This window comes from Allobosea sp. P1_A7 (genome assembly GCF_056406775.1).
In genome coordinates, this window is the sequence record NZ_JBFTZN010000132.1 from 1 (window position 1) to 14,980 (window position 14,980).

At 64.8% G+C, this 14,980-nt stretch carries 17 protein-coding genes; 10 read left to right on the plus strand and 7 right to left on the minus strand.

Annotation, left to right across the window (positions count from 1 at the left end):
* The 3 genes from AC1D34_RS21640 to mbfA form a co-directional block, all read left to right on the plus strand.
* The coding region (locus AC1D34_RS21640) for a UDP-glucose dehydrogenase family protein (protein ID WP_476825271.1) at positions 1-1,145 on the plus strand (1,145 nt) is incomplete at its 5' end.
* 88 nt (positions 1,146-1,233) lie between these two features.
* A complete protein-coding gene (locus tag AC1D34_RS21645) occupies positions 1,234-2,043 on the plus strand; it encodes a DUF2076 domain-containing protein (protein ID WP_476825272.1) in 810 nt (269 codons plus the stop codon).
* Positions 2,044-2,164: 121 nt separating this feature from the next.
* Positions 2,165-3,121 (plus strand): iron exporter MbfA, encoded by a 957-nt coding sequence (gene mbfA, locus AC1D34_RS21650; protein ID WP_476825273.1) that lies wholly within the window; start codon positions 2,165-2,167, stop codon positions 3,119-3,121.
* A 24-nt stretch (positions 3,122-3,145) separates the two neighbouring features.
* Here mbfA and AC1D34_RS21655 read toward each other — a convergent pair whose 3' ends face one another.
* Both AC1D34_RS21655 and AC1D34_RS21660 read right to left on the minus strand, forming a co-directional pair.
* Entirely contained in the window at positions 3,146-3,955 is an 810-nt protein-coding gene (locus tag AC1D34_RS21655; protein ID WP_476825274.1) for a L,D-transpeptidase, read from the minus strand.
* Positions 3,956-4,170: 215 nt separating this feature from the next.
* Complete coding sequence (locus AC1D34_RS21660; RefSeq protein ID WP_476825275.1) at positions 4,171-5,604, minus strand: lipopolysaccharide biosynthesis protein; 1,434 nt, start codon at positions 5,602-5,604, stop codon at positions 4,171-4,173.
* A gap of 282 nt (positions 5,605-5,886) precedes the next feature.
* Between AC1D34_RS21660 and AC1D34_RS21665 the strand changes: the two genes are divergently transcribed.
* The 3 genes from AC1D34_RS21665 to AC1D34_RS21675 all read left to right on the plus strand — a co-directional run bounded on the left by AC1D34_RS21665 (position 5,887) and on the right by AC1D34_RS21675 (position 8,131).
* Complete coding sequence (locus AC1D34_RS21665) at positions 5,887-6,390, plus strand: GNAT family N-acetyltransferase (protein ID WP_441489056.1); 504 nt, start codon at positions 5,887-5,889, stop codon at positions 6,388-6,390.
* Positions 6,387-7,229: a DMT family transporter gene (locus AC1D34_RS21670; protein ID WP_441489055.1), complete on the plus strand. Its 843-nt coding sequence runs from the start codon at positions 6,387-6,389 to the stop codon at positions 7,227-7,229. The genes AC1D34_RS21665 and AC1D34_RS21670 overlap by 4 nt, the downstream gene beginning before the upstream one ends.
* Before the next feature lie 209 nt (positions 7,230-7,438).
* Entirely contained in the window at positions 7,439-8,131 is a 693-nt protein-coding gene (locus AC1D34_RS21675; RefSeq protein ID WP_476825276.1) for a DUF930 domain-containing protein, read from the plus strand.
* A gap of 36 nt (positions 8,132-8,167) precedes the next feature.
* Here AC1D34_RS21675 and AC1D34_RS21680 read toward each other — a convergent pair whose 3' ends face one another.
* Positions 8,168-8,548: a VOC family protein gene (locus AC1D34_RS21680; protein WP_476825277.1), complete on the minus strand. Its 381-nt coding sequence runs from the start codon at positions 8,546-8,548 to the stop codon at positions 8,168-8,170.
* A gap of 21 nt (positions 8,549-8,569) precedes the next feature.
* Positions 8,570-9,070, minus strand: a complete 501-nt coding sequence (locus AC1D34_RS21685; RefSeq protein WP_476825278.1) for a hypothetical protein — start codon at positions 9,068-9,070, stop codon at positions 8,570-8,572.
* Positions 9,071-9,152: 82 nt separating this feature from the next.
* Between AC1D34_RS21685 and AC1D34_RS21690 the strand changes: the two genes are divergently transcribed.
* The gene (locus tag AC1D34_RS21690; RefSeq protein WP_476825279.1) at positions 9,153-9,965 is read left to right on the plus strand and encodes a helix-turn-helix transcriptional regulator; all 813 of its coding nucleotides are present in this window, start codon (positions 9,153-9,155) and stop codon (positions 9,963-9,965) included.
* Here AC1D34_RS21690 and AC1D34_RS21695 read toward each other — a convergent pair.
* The 3 genes from AC1D34_RS21695 to AC1D34_RS21705 all read right to left on the minus strand — a co-directional run bounded on the left by AC1D34_RS21695 (position 9,962) and on the right by AC1D34_RS21705 (position 11,391).
* The gene (locus AC1D34_RS21695) at positions 9,962-10,375 is read right to left on the minus strand and encodes a DUF1801 domain-containing protein (protein ID WP_476825280.1); all 414 of its coding nucleotides are present in this window, start codon (positions 10,373-10,375) and stop codon (positions 9,962-9,964) included. The genes AC1D34_RS21690 and AC1D34_RS21695 overlap by 4 nt on opposite strands.
* Positions 10,376-10,437: 62 nt before the next feature.
* On the minus strand, positions 10,438-10,923 hold the full coding sequence (locus AC1D34_RS21700; protein ID WP_476825281.1) for a PaaI family thioesterase: 486 nt from the start codon (positions 10,921-10,923) through the stop codon (positions 10,438-10,440).
* A gap of 81 nt (positions 10,924-11,004) precedes the next feature.
* Positions 11,005-11,391: a MarR family winged helix-turn-helix transcriptional regulator gene (locus tag AC1D34_RS21705; protein ID WP_476825282.1), complete on the minus strand. Its 387-nt coding sequence runs from the start codon at positions 11,389-11,391 to the stop codon at positions 11,005-11,007.
* 320 nt (positions 11,392-11,711) lie between these two features.
* On the opposite strand from AC1D34_RS21705, the gene groES reads away from it, so the two are divergent.
* The 3 genes from groES (at position 11,712) to AC1D34_RS21720 (ending at position 14,803) form a co-directional block, all read left to right on the plus strand.
* On the plus strand, positions 11,712-11,999 hold the full coding sequence (groES, locus tag AC1D34_RS21710) for a co-chaperone GroES (protein ID WP_055727595.1): 288 nt from the start codon (positions 11,712-11,714) through the stop codon (positions 11,997-11,999).
* A gap of 46 nt (positions 12,000-12,045) precedes the next feature.
* Positions 12,046-13,683, plus strand: coding sequence for a chaperonin GroEL (gene groL / locus AC1D34_RS21715; RefSeq protein WP_476825283.1), 1,638 nt, complete (start codon positions 12,046-12,048; stop codon positions 13,681-13,683).
* Between the two features lie 910 nt (positions 13,684-14,593).
* Positions 14,594-14,803, plus strand: a complete 210-nt coding sequence (locus AC1D34_RS21720) for a cold-shock protein (protein WP_441509217.1) — start codon at positions 14,594-14,596, stop codon at positions 14,801-14,803.
* Positions 14,804-14,980: the final 177 nt, after the last annotated feature.

Sequence of the window (14,980 nt, forward strand, 5' to 3'; positions counted from 1 at the left end):
GGCGCCGACGCGGTCTTCATCGCAGTCGGTACCCCGGCCAGGCGTGGCGACGGCCACGCCGACCTCTCCTAGACGCGGTCTTCATCGCAGTCGGTACCCCGGCCAGGCGTGGCGACGGCCACGCCGACCTCTCCTATGTCTATCAGGCCGCTCGCGACGTCGTGGCCGAGCTTGAAGGCTTCACCGTCGTCGTCACCAAGTCGACCGTTCCGGTCGGCACCGGCGACGAGGTTGAGCGGATCATGCGGGAGAGCCGGCCGGAGGCCGATTTCGCTGTGGTCTCGAACCCGGAATTCCTGCGCGAGGGCGCCGCGATCAGCGACTTCAAGCGTCCGGACCGGATCGTGATCGGCACCGACGATGCACGCGGGCGCGCCGTGATGGAGGACATCTACCGGCCGCTCTATCTCAATGCCGCGCCCCTTCTCTTCACCTCGCGCCGAACCTCCGAGCTGATCAAATACGCCGCCAACGCCTATCTCGCGACCAAGATCACCTTCATCAATGAAATGGCCGACCTCTGCGAGGCCGTCGGCGCGAATGTCCAGGAGGTCGCGCGCGGCATCGGCCTCGACAATCGCATCGGCGCGAAGTTCCTGCACGCCGGCCCCGGCTATGGCGGCTCCTGCTTTCCGAAAGATACGCTGGCCTTGATGAAGACGGCGCAGGACCTCGCTGCTCCGCTGCGGATCGTCGAGACCGTCGTCGCCGTCAATGACCAGCGCAAGCGCGCCATGGCCCGCAAGGTGCTCGCCGCTTGCGGTGGTTCGGTGCGCGGCAAGCGAATCGCCATCCTTGGCCTCGCCTTCAAGCCGAACACCGACGACATGCGCGAAGCGCCCTCGATCGCGATCATCACCGCGCTACAGGATGCCGGGGCCGAGATCGTTGCCTATGATCCCGAAAGCATGGATGCGGCCAAGCCCCTGCTGCCCGGGGTCTCCTACGCGAGCGACGCCTATTCCTGCATCAGGGGCGCAGATGCGCTGGTGATCGTGACGGAATGGGACGCTTTTCGCGCGCTCGATCTCGCCGCGGTCAAGGCCGCGCTCCGCGAACCCGTCGTTGTCGATCTGCGCAATATCTACCGCTCGGACGACATGCGCCGCCGTGGCTTCCAGTACAGCAATGTCGGCAATGCCTGATCGACGCACTGCCTTGATAGCGTCACAGGCAGCCCCCACCTCTTGACGCGGCGGCGCACCCGCGCCGTCCAAACGAGAGGAGATGACGATGACGCCGCAAGAACGCGACGTGATCGCCGGGATTTTCGATCGCCTGAGACAGGCGGCCAACCAGCCCCGCGACCCCGAGGCTGAACGCTACATCGCGGAGCGCCTGCGCGAGCAGCCCTATGCGCCCTATGCCATGGCGCAGGCCGTCTACGTTCAGGAACAGGCGCTGACCAACCTTCAGGCCCAGGTCGAGGAACTGCAGGCGCAGGTTCGTGACCTGCAGAGCCGACCGAGCGAGGCTCCGGCGCAGGCCGGCGGCTTCCTGTCGGGCATCTTCGGTGGCGCATCTCGGCCAGCTGACGCCCCGGCACGCAGCGGTTCCGTGCCGGCCTTCCCGGCGCGCCCGGCAGGGCAGGCYCCATCGGCCGCCTGGACCGGTCAGCAACCGCAGCAGCAGCCAGCCCCCGGTCAGGCTTTCGGCGGCCCGCAAGGCCAGCAGCAGGCAGGCCCCTGGGCGAACCAGCAGGCCCAGGCGCCCGGACGTGGCGGTGGCTTCATGGCCTCAGCGCTGACGACGGCAGCCGGCGTCGCTGGCGGCATGATGCTCGGCAATGTCCTGACCAACGCCTTTGGCGGCGGCAAGGGCGGCGAGGCAAAAGCCGCGGAGACGGCAGATGCCAGCAAGGCGGCCGACGCCAGCAAACCGGCCGATACGCCTGAAAAGGATGCCGGCACCGCCGACAACCAGCAGGCGGCCTATGATCAGGGTGCTTCCGACCAGGCAACCTACGATCAGGCCAGCTACGACGAGCCCTATGAACCCGGCCAGGACGACGACCCCATCGATGATGGCGGCGACTGGGCCTGATTCCGGCTGCGTCCACCCGTACCAACAACGGCTCGCCCTCCGGCGGGCCGTTTTCGTTGGGGGCCTTCCCAACCCGGCGCGCACCTCTTAGATTAGAATAATTCTAATCTAAGAGGTGATCATGAAACGCATCGACGATCTGGACGAGGCCGAGATCCTCGCGCTCGCGATCGCCAATGAGGAAGAGGATTCCCGAATCTACCTTTCCCTCGCCAATCGCCTTCGGCCGATCTACCCGCATTCCGCCGAGGTCTTCGACGAGATGGCGGCGGAAGAGCAAAGTCATCGCCACAGCCTACTTTCGCTCTATGAGCGGCGCTTCGGCAAGGAACTGCCCTACATCACCCGCCAGGATATGAAGGGGTTCCTGAAGCGCAACCCGGTCTGGCTGATGGACGGGCTGCGACTCGACACCGCCCGGACGCAAGCGGCGCTGATGGAAGAGGAAGCCTCGGGCTTCTACGCTCGTGCAGCGCAACGGGCGCAGGACGTCGAGACGCGCAAACTGCTGGCTGACCTTTCCGAAGCCGAGAAATCGCATCAAAGCCTGGCGCAGCGCCTCGGCGAAACCATCCTGACCTCGGATGCGACCGCCGAGGAAGACCAGACCCGTCATCGCCTGTTCGTGCTGCAGATCGTTCAGCCAGGGCTTGCCGGATTGATCGACGGTTCGGTTTCGACGCTCGCGCCGATATTCGCGGCCGCCTTCGCGACCCATGATTCCTGGAATGCCTTCCAGGTCGGCCTCGCCGCATCGGTCGGCGCGGGCATCAGCATGGGCCTCACCGAAGCTCTCTCGGATGACGGGACCATCACGGGACGGGGGCATCCCTGGGTGCGTGGTGCTGCCTGCGGCGTCGCGACCACGGTCGGCGGGCTCGGCCATACCCTGCCCTACCTCATCCCCGATTTCTGGACCGCCACGGCCATCGCCGGCATCATCGTGGCGATCGAGTTGATCGTGATCGCCTGGGTCCGCTGGCGCTATATGGAGACGCCGTTCACATCGGCGATCGTCCAGATCGTGCTCGGTGGCCTGCTGGTCCTTGCAACCGGCATTTTCATCGGCAGTTCGTGACGGCTGCGCAGGTGGTGCGCCGCCTCAGATCACCAGCACCTTTGCGCCGACCCGCACCCGGCCATAGAGGTCCGTCACATCGTCATTGGTCATCCGGATGCAGCCCGAGGAAACGGCTTGACCGATCGTGTGCGGCTCGTTCGTGCCGTGGATGCGATAGAGCGACGACCCGAGATAGAGCGCGCGCGCGCCCATCGGATTCTCGGGCCCGCCGGACATGAAGCGCGGCAGATCCGGGCGGCGTTTCAGCATCTCGGCCGGCGGCGTCCAGCTCGGCCATTCCGCCTTGYGCGTCACAGCCTTCATGCCAGCCCATTCGAAACCTGGTCGCCCAACGCCGATGCCATAGCGCAAGGCGCGGCCACCAGGCTGGACGAGAAAAAGAAACTTCCGCGGCGTGTCGATGACGATGGTGCCCGGTTTGTGCGGGCCGTCATAGGCGACTTCCTGCTTCTGGAAACGCGGATCGAGCACGCGCTCGATCGGCCGTTGCATCTGCATGGGCTCACCGAGCGCGGCCATGCGGCGCCCCGGAGCCCGCGGCTCGGATGCCTGCTCGAACGGATCGGCGCCATAGCCCTGCCCGGGTACGACGCGCTGGCCATAGGCGGAGTAGCCGCCCGGCCGATTATAGACCGCCCCGCCCCGGCCCTGGGGCGTCGGGTCCCGACCGGTCATCAGCATCTCGATGAAGCCGCCACCGTAGTTGCCACGCGCGGTAGAGCCGGTCACCAGGGGATCGGCTGGGCGCCCGTAGCTCTGCGCGGAGACGGGGCCGTTGGTGGCGCACATCCCGGACAGGATCGCGAGCGGAACGAACAGGACGGGACGCATGACGCAACTCTCTTCAGCAAGCTGCGAAGAGCCTGGGGAGCCGCCCTCAAAGGAATGGTGAATCGCTGCCGCTTCGTCAGCATTTCCGCCGGCAATCGCGTGACTTCAGCGAATTAACCTTAGCAACCCGCCTAGAGAGAGAGTGAACGAAGCGTTTCGGGTGACCGTGCTGAGCTCTTCGGCCGGTGCCGGGCTATCGGGCAAACCTTGCCACGTCATCGGGCCGCGCGGCTTTTGCGCATGACCCACCACAAGGAAAGCCGGGAGCGGCTCCGCATCACGTCGCAACCCAGGATGACAACCGCATAGACGAGCGCCCCCACGCCGACTTGGAGCACGAGTTCGATGGGGGGCGCGAAACGGTCGGACAGCGGCCAGGTTGCAGCAACCATCGACAGCACGGCGAGGAGCACGCAGGCGCAATCTCGCAGTGCCGGCCAGATCGGCAGCGAACGGAGTGCCGCAGCCGCAGTCACCCCGAGCGCGACAATGAAAGCACTTGCCTGCGCATAGGCGTAACGCTGCGGTCCCGCCGCTCCGAGGGGAGTGAGCACCAGCAGCAGATTGCATGCCAGGCCGAGGCCCGTTGCCATGGGCGCGATGCGGGTGCGCTTGTCCAGGAGAAAGACCGGGATGAAGGCCGCCTGCGAGATCGTCAAAGCCACGAACCCGGGGATCAGGATCGACATATAGGCCGAGAAATGACCGTGAAAGCTCGGCGGAACCAGAATCCGTTCAAAGGCGGGCAGGACAAGCCAGAGTCCGGCGGCTGCGGGGAGCGCCACCATCAAGACCACGACGACGTTCTCCGCGATACGACGCAGTGCCGCCCGTCGCCCGCGCGTCTCGTCGAGGCGAATGACCTCTCGCAGGAGCACGATCTCCAGGGTCGAGGCGAGCGTGCCGAAGAGCTTCAGCCCCATATCCGAGGCCAGGGAGAAATAGCCGGCCTCGGCAAAGCCATGGGCGCCGGCGAGCAGGGAGCGGTTGATCAGCGGGATCAGCGAGTAGACCGCATTGCTGCCGATCAGCGGCAGGGAATAGATGAAGAAGCTCCAGGCGACGGCCTTGTCGGCCGCCGACAGCGAAAGCGGCGCATCGGCCAGCGCCCGCCGGACGAGAAGCAGCGCCACCACCACGCTGATCAGGCCGCCAAGCAGAACAATGGCGGGATCATGCGTGATCCAGGCTCCGCCAACCATCAGGATCAGCGCCAGAACGTTCTTGACGATGATCAGCTTGGCATAGGCGGCGTCGAGGAAGCGGGCCCGCGCAATCGCGCCATGATAGTCGAACAGCCCAGCCCCGATGCCGCCGAGCACGGCAGCCGCAAGCAGCATCGCCGGCAGGCGGAAATCGATGCCTGCCACGATCGCCGCGATCAGCAGGCCGGACAGGGCAATGCTGATGCCGGCCGCCAGGATATCCAGTGTCGCGCGGATCTCCGGCTGCTTCTCGCGCGCCGTCAGGGAGTAGAAGCGGATCGCGGAGACCCTCAGCCAGTCGAGCAGCGCGGTGTTCACCAGCACGACGATGGCCGCACCAATGGCGTAGAGTCCAAAAGCCGCGGGCCCGAGAAAATAGGCGATGAGCAGACCGAGGACGAAATTCAGCCCGGCATTGATGATGAAGGGCACGAGAACAGTCATATGATCCCGGTCATGGCGCCAGCACGAAGCTGCCGCGCGACTCACACGGCAACCACATCATCGATATACAACTGCCCTAACCGTCCGCTCGTGCATTTCCAAGCGGAAGCGCGTCGAATATCTGGCCATTCGCGTTCCGGATTCCGCTGGTGTCGAGCGACCGGCGCAGCAGCGCCGAAACAGACCGCCGATGCGGCATGTGCATTGCTGAGCTGAACGGCATGCGCGCAGCGGTTGCGCCTCCCCCTTGCGCCAATCCGGATTGGCCTGCATCGCTGCGGCATGACCGCAAGCCTTCCGCCGCTTCGCGCCGCGCGCGACGATGATTCAGAACCGCTCGCCGCCCTGATCGCCGCGAGCTTCGCCGAATATCCCGATTGCCATTTCGACTGGTCGGAGTTTCCGGAGTTGCGGAGGCCGGCGAGCCATTTCGCGGCCAAGGGCGGCCGGCTCTGGATCGCAGAGGCGCCTGATGGCGGGATCGCCGGGTCGCTCGGCATCTTTCCAGTTCCCGAACAGAATGCCGCCGAGCTTGCGAAGGTCTACGTTTCTCCCGCCTGGCGCGGCGCCGGCCTTGCGCAGGTGCTCTTTGCAGAGGCGCTGCGCTTCGCGGAAGCCGGCAACCATGCAGAGATGATCCTGTGGTCCGACGCGCGCTTTGCACGCGGCCATCGCTTCTACGAGAAGCTCGGCTTCGTCCGCTGGCCGGGGCAGCGCTATCTCGGCGATATCTCCTTCAGCTGGGAGTATCATTTCCGCAAGCGCCTCACCGGCCAACCGGAATGACCGCAGGCACAGCGCTCCGAGCCGTCTTCGGCATCGCCCTGCTCACCGCAATGGACGCGGTGATCAAGGCGCAGATGCAGCACCATCCCTTCATCGTCGCCCTGTTCATGCGCTTTGCCGCAGGCGGCCTTTGCGCCCTCATCGTGCTTGCGGCGGTGCGCCCGGCCTTCCCGACCCGCAGCAGCCTGATCGGCAATGTCGTGCGCGTGCCGCTCGTAGTGCTCACCGCCGGCAGCTTTTTCTATTCCATCTCGGTGCTGCCTCTGGCGGAGGCGCTCACCCTGTCCTTCCTCGCGCCGGTCTTCGTCGCCCTGCTCGGCGGATTTCTGCTCAAGGAACGGCTCGACGGGCGCATTCTCCAGGCCCTCGGCTTCGGCCTGCTCGGCATGCTCGTCATGGTCTGGCCCAGGCTGCAGGGCGGCGTCACCGGAGCGGAGCTCGGCGTCGCCGCAGCCCTGTTCTCAGCAGTGTCCTATGCGTTCAATCTGATCCTGCTGCGACGGATCGCCGTGAAGGAACATCCGGCCGTCATCGTCGCCTTCCAGAATTGCGGGCCGGCGCTCTGCCTCGCCATTCCTGCCTGGCTCGCCTTCGTGCCCATGACCGGCAAGGACCTGCTTGCCTATCTCAGCGCCGGCCTGCTCGGCGTCGCCGGCCATCTCATGCTGACCTCCGCCTTTGCTCGCGCAGCCGCGTCGCGGCTCGCGCCAATCGAGTACACGGCGCTTGTCTGGGCGAGCCTGCTCGGGTTTGCCTTCTTCGGCGAAATTCCGCTCTGGACCACCTATGCGGGCGCCGTCTTGATCGTCGCCGGCGCCGTTGCGGTCAGCAGACGCTAGAGCATCGGCCCGAAGGCTGGATTTCGGCTTTCGGGAAGGCCAATGCAAACACGGACGATCAGATCATCCCGCCGGATGCGATATCCCGTCCGACAATCGAGCCGCTGCCGCAAAAGCGCCCGATTGATTGCGACTTCTGCAGCCGTCCGAACAGCACGCGGAGGGGCCCGCGGTTGAGTGCGTTCTTCATCGCGGCAGCGCTGTGATCCATGAGGTTCTTCCGACATCCGCGTCACGGATCGCAAGCCCATGGCGCCATCGGCTCGCTCGGTCTGCATGTCGGTCTTTTGGGGGCTTTGATCTGGCTCCCCAGTATCGAGCCGTTGACACCGGCTCCGGAGGACAGCATCGAGGTCGAGTTGGTCACGCAGCAACAGGCCGAAGCCGTGGCCGAACCAAGGCAGCAGGAGCCCGTTCCCGAGGCTCCGAAGCCTGCACCGCCAAAGATCACTGCCGCAGCGCCGCAGTCTCCTCCGCAGCCCCGGCCCAATACCCCTCCTGTCGTTGCGGCGCCCGTCATGATCCGAGCAAGACGAACGCTATCCGGCAAGGTCCTTGCCGAACCGCGCAGCCGGCAGGCGCGGGAAGCCCTGACCCACCTGGATCCCTCAGAGCGCATCGAGCAATTATGCAACCTCGAAGCGATGAGCCAGATCCAGGCATGGAAAGCAGAGTTCCAGCCGGACAGGGTTGTCGCCTACGCCATGGCGGACACCAGATTCTCGGCGGGAATCCTGCAGGCCGACGGCGCCGCCTTCCGCAGCAAGCAGCAATGGTACAGGCTCAGGTTCAGATGCGAGACCACGCCCGATCGCAGCAAGGTTGCCGGTTTCGAGTTCCTGGTCGGCGATGCGGTTCCCCGCAGCGAATGGTCCGCGCGGAATCTTCCCACGACGCACTGAAGGAGGCGGTAGCGCCCTGGCAGGCGCCGTGATCCATCAGCCATCCGGCTGCCCACAATAGGCCTCGATCCGATAGCCGTCGGGATCGATTGCGAAGGCCGCGTAATAGTTCGGCCCGTAATCCGCCCGCAGCCCTGGCACGCCATTGTCCTTGCCGCCCGCCTTCATCGCTGCCGCATGAAAGGCGTCGACGCTCGCCCGACTGGGGGCCGCGAAGCAAAAGTGCAGGTTCGAGCCCGGATCCGGCGGGACAGGAGCCTGGGCCCTGCCGATCCAGAATGCGACCGCATCGCCGCCATAGCCCAGCGAATTGTCGTCATGGCTCAGGCAGCGGTAGCCGAGGGCACTGAGCGACGCGTCGTAGAAGCGCTTGGTGCGAGCGATCTCGCGAACGCCAATCGAGACATGGTCAAGCATGGTGGTTCTCCTCAGGGGGCTTCAGGTGGCGAGGCGCCGGGCGCGGAAATCGGCCTGCAGGCGCCAGGTCTTTCCTTCATCGGATGAAAGGTCTCCGAGCCAGCGGAACGCGTTCGGTGTGATCTCGGTAAAGCGCCACCGGATCGCCGTGCCGTCCTCCAGCTTGCCGTGCTGGACGATATCTGGCCCCTCGGCCCGACCGAGCTGACGCGTGTAATACTGCTTGAGCGGGTCGCTCCAGAGGATATGCCAGGCGTCGAGCGCGGGGTCGTAGACCCTCAGCGTCGTGCCGTGGAAGAAGCCGGGCAGGATCCAGACATCCTGGATCGCCCGTCCGCCCAGCACCCAACCGAAACAGATCTCACCCTTGCCTTCGTGCCGAGTGCCATCATCGGCATGCATCACGGCATCCATCGCCCATGCCCCGATGAGCCAGCTGTAGAGACCCATCTGCTCGACCCGATCGGGCGCGGGCCCGTCGGCATGGAGTACCTCCTTCAAAGCGGTGATGGCCACTGCCATGTTCAGGCTCCAGTGTTGTGCAGAATGCCGCGAGTTAAGCCGCTCTCACTGCCTTGCGCTTGGGAAAAATTGCTGAATCGAGATGACAGCGACGTCGCAACTTCTGGCATCCGGCCCGGGCTGGCGGGTGCGTGACATCGTCTGCACGGCGGGCCCGTCCGATGCTGCCTTCGAGGAACGGCATGAGCATTGCTGCATCGCTGTCGTCACTGCGGGCAGCTTTCAGTATCGCTCTTCGCTCGGAACCGCCCTGCTCGCGCCGGGCGCAATCCTGCTCGGAAATCGAGGCACGTGCTTCGAATGCGGCCACGAACACGCTATCGGCGATCGCTGCCTCGCCTTCCAGTTCGAGCCCGAACACCTGGAAGACATCGTGGCCGGCGTGCCGGCAGCCAAGCGGTTCGAATTTGCGCGGGCCTGCCTGCCACCGTCGCTGGCATCGTCCCGGCTCGCGGCAGTAGCGGAGGCCGCGCGCTGCGATGCAAACCAGCTCGAGGAGATCGCGGTTCGGCTTGCTGGCGCTGTCGCAGCCCTGCAGAATGGCGAGCCCCCGGCGGCAGTCGCCCCCAGCGCCCAGGACGCGCGCCGGGTCACCAGAGCATTGCGGCTGATAGAAGCTGAAAGCGAGCAGCCGTTGACGCTCGCCGGTCTCGCCCGCGAGGCGGCGATGAGCCGCTATCATTTTCTGCGAACTTTCCGGACGCTCATCGGCATGACGCCGCATCAGTTCCTGCTGCGGACACGGATGCACCGTGCCGCGACGATGCTTCGCCGGTCCGACCTGACGATCGCGACCATCGCGTTCGATGCAGGCTTCGGCGATCTCTCGACCTTCAATCGCCGCTTCCGGCAGGTGATGGGGGCCAGTCCGAGTGCCTATCGCGCCCAGCCCTAGCGCCAGCGATGGTAGGTCAGCGCGAGCCCGATGCAGTGTTCGAGCGGCCCGACAGGAATCTCCTCCTCCTCCCGGAAGACGAGGGCGCGGCTGCCTTCGAAGCGAAAGGTGTCGGGGTAGTGACGCGCGAAGGTCTCGACCAGTGTCGTCTGGCAATGGACATACATCGCGTAGTGCTTGCTCGATCCCTTCAACGCAGCGACCCTTACGGTCGTCCCCACACGCTGTTTCACAGGGAGATAGGCAGGCTCGCCCCATTTCAGGGTTTCGACGAGTCCGCCGAGCCCGGTCGTCCGGGCGCCTGTGTCGAGGATAAGCTGACGCAGCCGGAGCAGCGGCGTCCTCAGCGGCTCAGCGAATGACTGAAAAGCTGCGTCGACCCCGAGATCCTGGAACGCTGCGAATTGCATGGACAACTCCGCCCCGGGGCATCGGCGCGTATCCTAGTCACGAACCGCTGGACGACGCCACTTCAGCGGCCTGCCGCAACGCCGACCGGAAAGATCATGCAGGTTTCGGTGCCATGCGCGAGCAGCTTGCCGCGCTCGTCGGTGAGCCTGCCCTCGGTCGTCGCAATCGTGCCGCCGCGATGGATCAGCTTGCCTTCGCACCGTAYGATCCCGCCACCCGGCATCACCGGGCGGACATAGTTGATCTTCATCTCGAGCGTCGTGTAACCCTCGCCGGCCTTCAGCGTCGCGTGCGCCGCACAGGCCATGGCTGAATCGAGGATCGTCGCGGTCCAGCCGCCATGGATCGTGCCAAGCGGATTGAAGTAGCGCGCCGACGGCTTGCCGACGAACACCACCCGCCCCTCCTCGACCTCCGCGAGATCGAAATCCATGGCATCGGCGAAGGGCGCGCCGGGATGTCGCCCCTCCATCATGCCACGCAGGAAGGACACACCGTCTTCGGCCAGCAAGACCTCGCGTGAGACGACGCCGATCTTTCGCGACATGGACAGCCCTCGATTAACGTGCAGATACACGTTAATGAGAAGCCGCGTGCGGTCAAGGTCTGCTTCCGCCCGAGACAGCGTTCAGGTCGCGCCGCGGGCAACCCGCCGCAAGGCCCGCAGGCCATCGCGGGTCTCGTTCCATCGTTCCCGGCCGAGCCCGCCCTCGATGCGCTCCTGCGCCGCCTGCCAATAAGGGATCGCGGCCTCGATCGCCGCGCGGCCCTTGTCGGTCACGGCATAGACCAAGGCCCTCCCCTTGCACTCCAGCGGTTCGATCAGCGCCTCCGCGGCGAGCAATTGCAGGTTGCGGGTGAGCGAGGTGCGTTCCAGCGCAAAACGCTCGGCCAGCTCGGTCACGGATCGGAAGGCGCCGGAGCTGAGCGCCGAGAGCAGGACGAACTGGGTGATCTTCAGCCCGCTCGGCCGCATCGCCTCGTCATAGGCGCGCGTGACGGCGCGTGCAGTCATTCGAACGTGCAAGGCGACGCAGGAACGGGCGATGTCGTCAAGCCGGGGATCGGGCACGGGCTCGGTCATTCCAACAGGATAGCGCGTCGCATGGGATTGCGCAGCATCCCTCTTGCCACGCCCTGTCTTGCGACGCCCCGCTTGCCGCGCCGCAATTTCGATTCACTTTCCGCCGAGAAGCTTCCTTGACTCATCCGGGGGGCGAGCCTATCTCCGCGGCATCCGTTAGCACTCGAYMSYCGAGACTGCTAACAGATGCCGGCAGCGTTTCCACGCARGCCGCGCGTTCCGTTTCTACCTTCTTAGAGGAAGACAGAACCATGAAGTTCCGTCCGCTGCATGACCGCGTCGTGGTCCGTCGCCTTGATGGCGAAGAGAAGACCAAGGGTGGCATCATCATCCCCGAAACCGCCAAGGAAAAGCCCCAAGAGGGTGAAGTCGTCGCCGTCGGCCCTGGCGCCCGCGACGAAGCCGGCAAGCTCGTTGCCCTGGACGTCAAGAAGGGCGATCGCGTCCTCTTCGGCAAGTGGTCGGGCACCGAGGTCAAGATCGATGGCCAGGATCTCCTGATCATGAAGGAATCCGACATCATGGGCGTCGTCGGCTGAACGCCACGCGACCTCCATTCCCCGTTTTCATTAAGGAGTAGCTCGCATGGCTGCTAAAGACGTCAAGTTCTCCACCGACGCGCGCGACCGGATGCTGCGCGGCGTCGAAATCCTCAACAACGCCGTCAAGGTCACGCTCGGTCCCAAGGGCCGCAACGTCGTGATCGACAAGTCGTTCGGCGCTCCCCGYATCACCAAGGACGGCGTCACCGTCGCCAAGGAGATCGAGCTCKCCGACAAGTTCGAGAACATGGGCGCCCAGCTGGTGCGCGAAGTCGCCTCGAAGCAGAACGACGCCGCCGGTGACGGCACCACGACGGCCACCGTGCTCGCCGCCGCGATCATGCGCGAAGGCCTGAAGTCGGTTGCCGCCGGCATGAACCCGATGGACCTGAAGCGCGGCATCGACCTCGCGGTCGAAGCCATCGTCACGGACCTGAAGAAGAACTCGAAGAAGGTCACYTCGAACGCGGAAGTCGCGCAGGTCGGCACCATCTCGGCCAACGGCGACGAGTCGGTCGGCAAGATGATCGCCACCGCGATGCAGAAGGTCGGCAACGAGGGTGTCATCACCGTCGAGGAGGCCAAGACCGCCGAGACCGAGCTTGATGTCGTCGAAGGCATGCAGTTCGACCGTGGCTATCTCTCGCCCTACTTCATCACCAATGCCGAGAAGATGGTYGYCGAGCTCGAGGACCCCTACATCCTCGTTTTCGAGAAGAAGCTGTCGTCGCTCCAGGCGATGCTGCCGATCCTCGAGGCCGTCGTTCAGACCGGCAAGCCGCTGCTGATCATCGCCGAGGACGTGGAAGGTGAGGCTCTCGCCACCCTCGTCGTCAACAAGCTCCGTGGCGGCCTGAAGGTCGCGGCCGTCAAGGCTCCGGGCTTCGGCGATCGCCGCAAGGCCATGCTCGAGGACATCTCGATCYTGACCGCCGGTCAGCTGATCTCGGAAGACCTCGGCATCAAGCTCGAGACCGTGACGCTCRACATGCTCGGCCGCGCCAAGAAGGTGCGTATCGAGAAGGAGAACACCACGATCATCGACGGCGCCGGCAAGAAGAAGGACATCGAGGGCCGCGTTGCGCAGATCAAGGCGCAGATCGAGGAGACCTCGTCTGACTACGATCGCGAGAAGCTCCAGGAGCGTCTGGCCAAGCTCGCTGGCGGCGTCGCGGTGATCCGCGTCGGCGGCGCGACCGARGTCGAAGTCAAGGARAAGAAGGACCGCGTCGACGATGCCCTGAACGCGACCCGCGCTGCGGTCGAAGAAGGCATCCTGCCGGGTGGYGGCGTGGCGCTCCTGCGCGCGCTCCAGACCGTCAAGTCGATCAAGACYCAGAACGACGACCAGAAGACCGGCRTCGAGATCGTCCGCAAGGCGATCATGGCCCCGGCCAAGCAGATCGTSGACAACGCYGGYGATGACGGCGCWGTCGTGGTCGGCAAGCTGCTCGAGTCGAAGGACTACGCCTACGGCTACAATGCCCAGACCGGYGAGTACGGCGATCTGGTCAAGGCCGGCATCATCGACCCGACCAAGGTCGTGCGCACGGCGATCCAGGACGCGGCTTCGRTCGCCGGCCTGCTGATCACCACCGARGCGATGATCGCCGAGCTGCCGAAGAAGGACGCCATGCCGGCTATGCCGGGCGGCGGCGGCATGGGCGGCATGGACTTCTGATCGTCCAAGTCTCTCTACGTCTCCAAGGAAGGCCCGGCGCAAGCCGGGCCTTTTTCTTATAGGCAGCGAAAGGCTTCTGCTTTCTATCGAACGAGCTTGATCGCTCGGTGGACCGTGGCCGGAACACGTAGACCGTGCCCGAGATCTCATCGGCGCCGACGTCCACTCCGTCAGTTGCGATGACCCCAACTCGGGCGCGACATGCCGCCTGAGCCAGCCGCGCGGACGCATCACCCGCCACCATTGCCCCCGCAGGTTAGCTGGCGTCGGTTTTACTCCAGTGGACACCGTCGCAACTACCTCGAAGCTGGGTTTGGCTGAGAAGAACAAGTATCTGGCTRCTGTTCGCATGGGTCTGCGGGCAACGGTTAGATAACATTCCGGCATCCCTGCTTCTTGCGGAGCAGCCATCGGGCCGCCTAGGCTGGGGAAGTGGGAGGGGAAGCTCTATTCGACGCGGGTCAGGATCAATCGCGGCCGTGGTAGCCGGGAATTGATCGCGGCCTTTGAGGTCTCAGAGCTTCCCCTCTCCATTTTGGTTCTTGGATTACCGTGGCTTTGCTCAGTCGCCGGCAACTTCTATTTATTAATCTCGTGCTCGCCATTGCCCTGTTCGGGCCATCAACGCCTGGGAACGACCGACCTGTCAGCCCGGCCAACACAAATAAAGATTCCGCCCCGTCGGGGTGTCTCGCAACGACGGGGCGATAAGGTGCTTAACCAGTTGCGTCACTCTGTGGTGACGGCTGCCGACCCTATAACGCCAATCCAGTCTACCGAGAATCGAGAGATACGCTGTTCCAACAAGAAAATGCCAATCACCTTGGCCTACGGCATGACGTCAACACTTCGGCTTGCGCAATTCGAGCGTCGTGCGATGCTGGCTTGTCGATTAATTAAAAGGTGGCTTATGGCGACGGGAACAGTGAAGTGGTTTAATTCGACCAAGGGCTTTGGCTTTATCCAGCCGGACGATGGCGGCCAGGATGCCTTCGTTCACATCAGCGCGGTCGAACGAGCGGGCATGCGCGACCTGCGCGAAGGACAAAAGATCTCCTACGAGCTCGTGCCAGACAGGCGGTCGGGCAAAGCGTCAGCCGAGAATCTTCGCGCCGAGTGAGGCCTCAGATTGAATGCGAGGGCCCGGGCGGATCCGCCGACATGCTCTCGGCTCAGTTCCACCGCTCGGATCCGGGTCATCAAAGGGGAGGCTGTCGCGTTCTGCGTCGCCCTCCCCTCGGCGCCGCCGCCCTAGGTCAGCTGGTGCAGGGCAAAGCCGGGCTGCGGCGTGCTGACA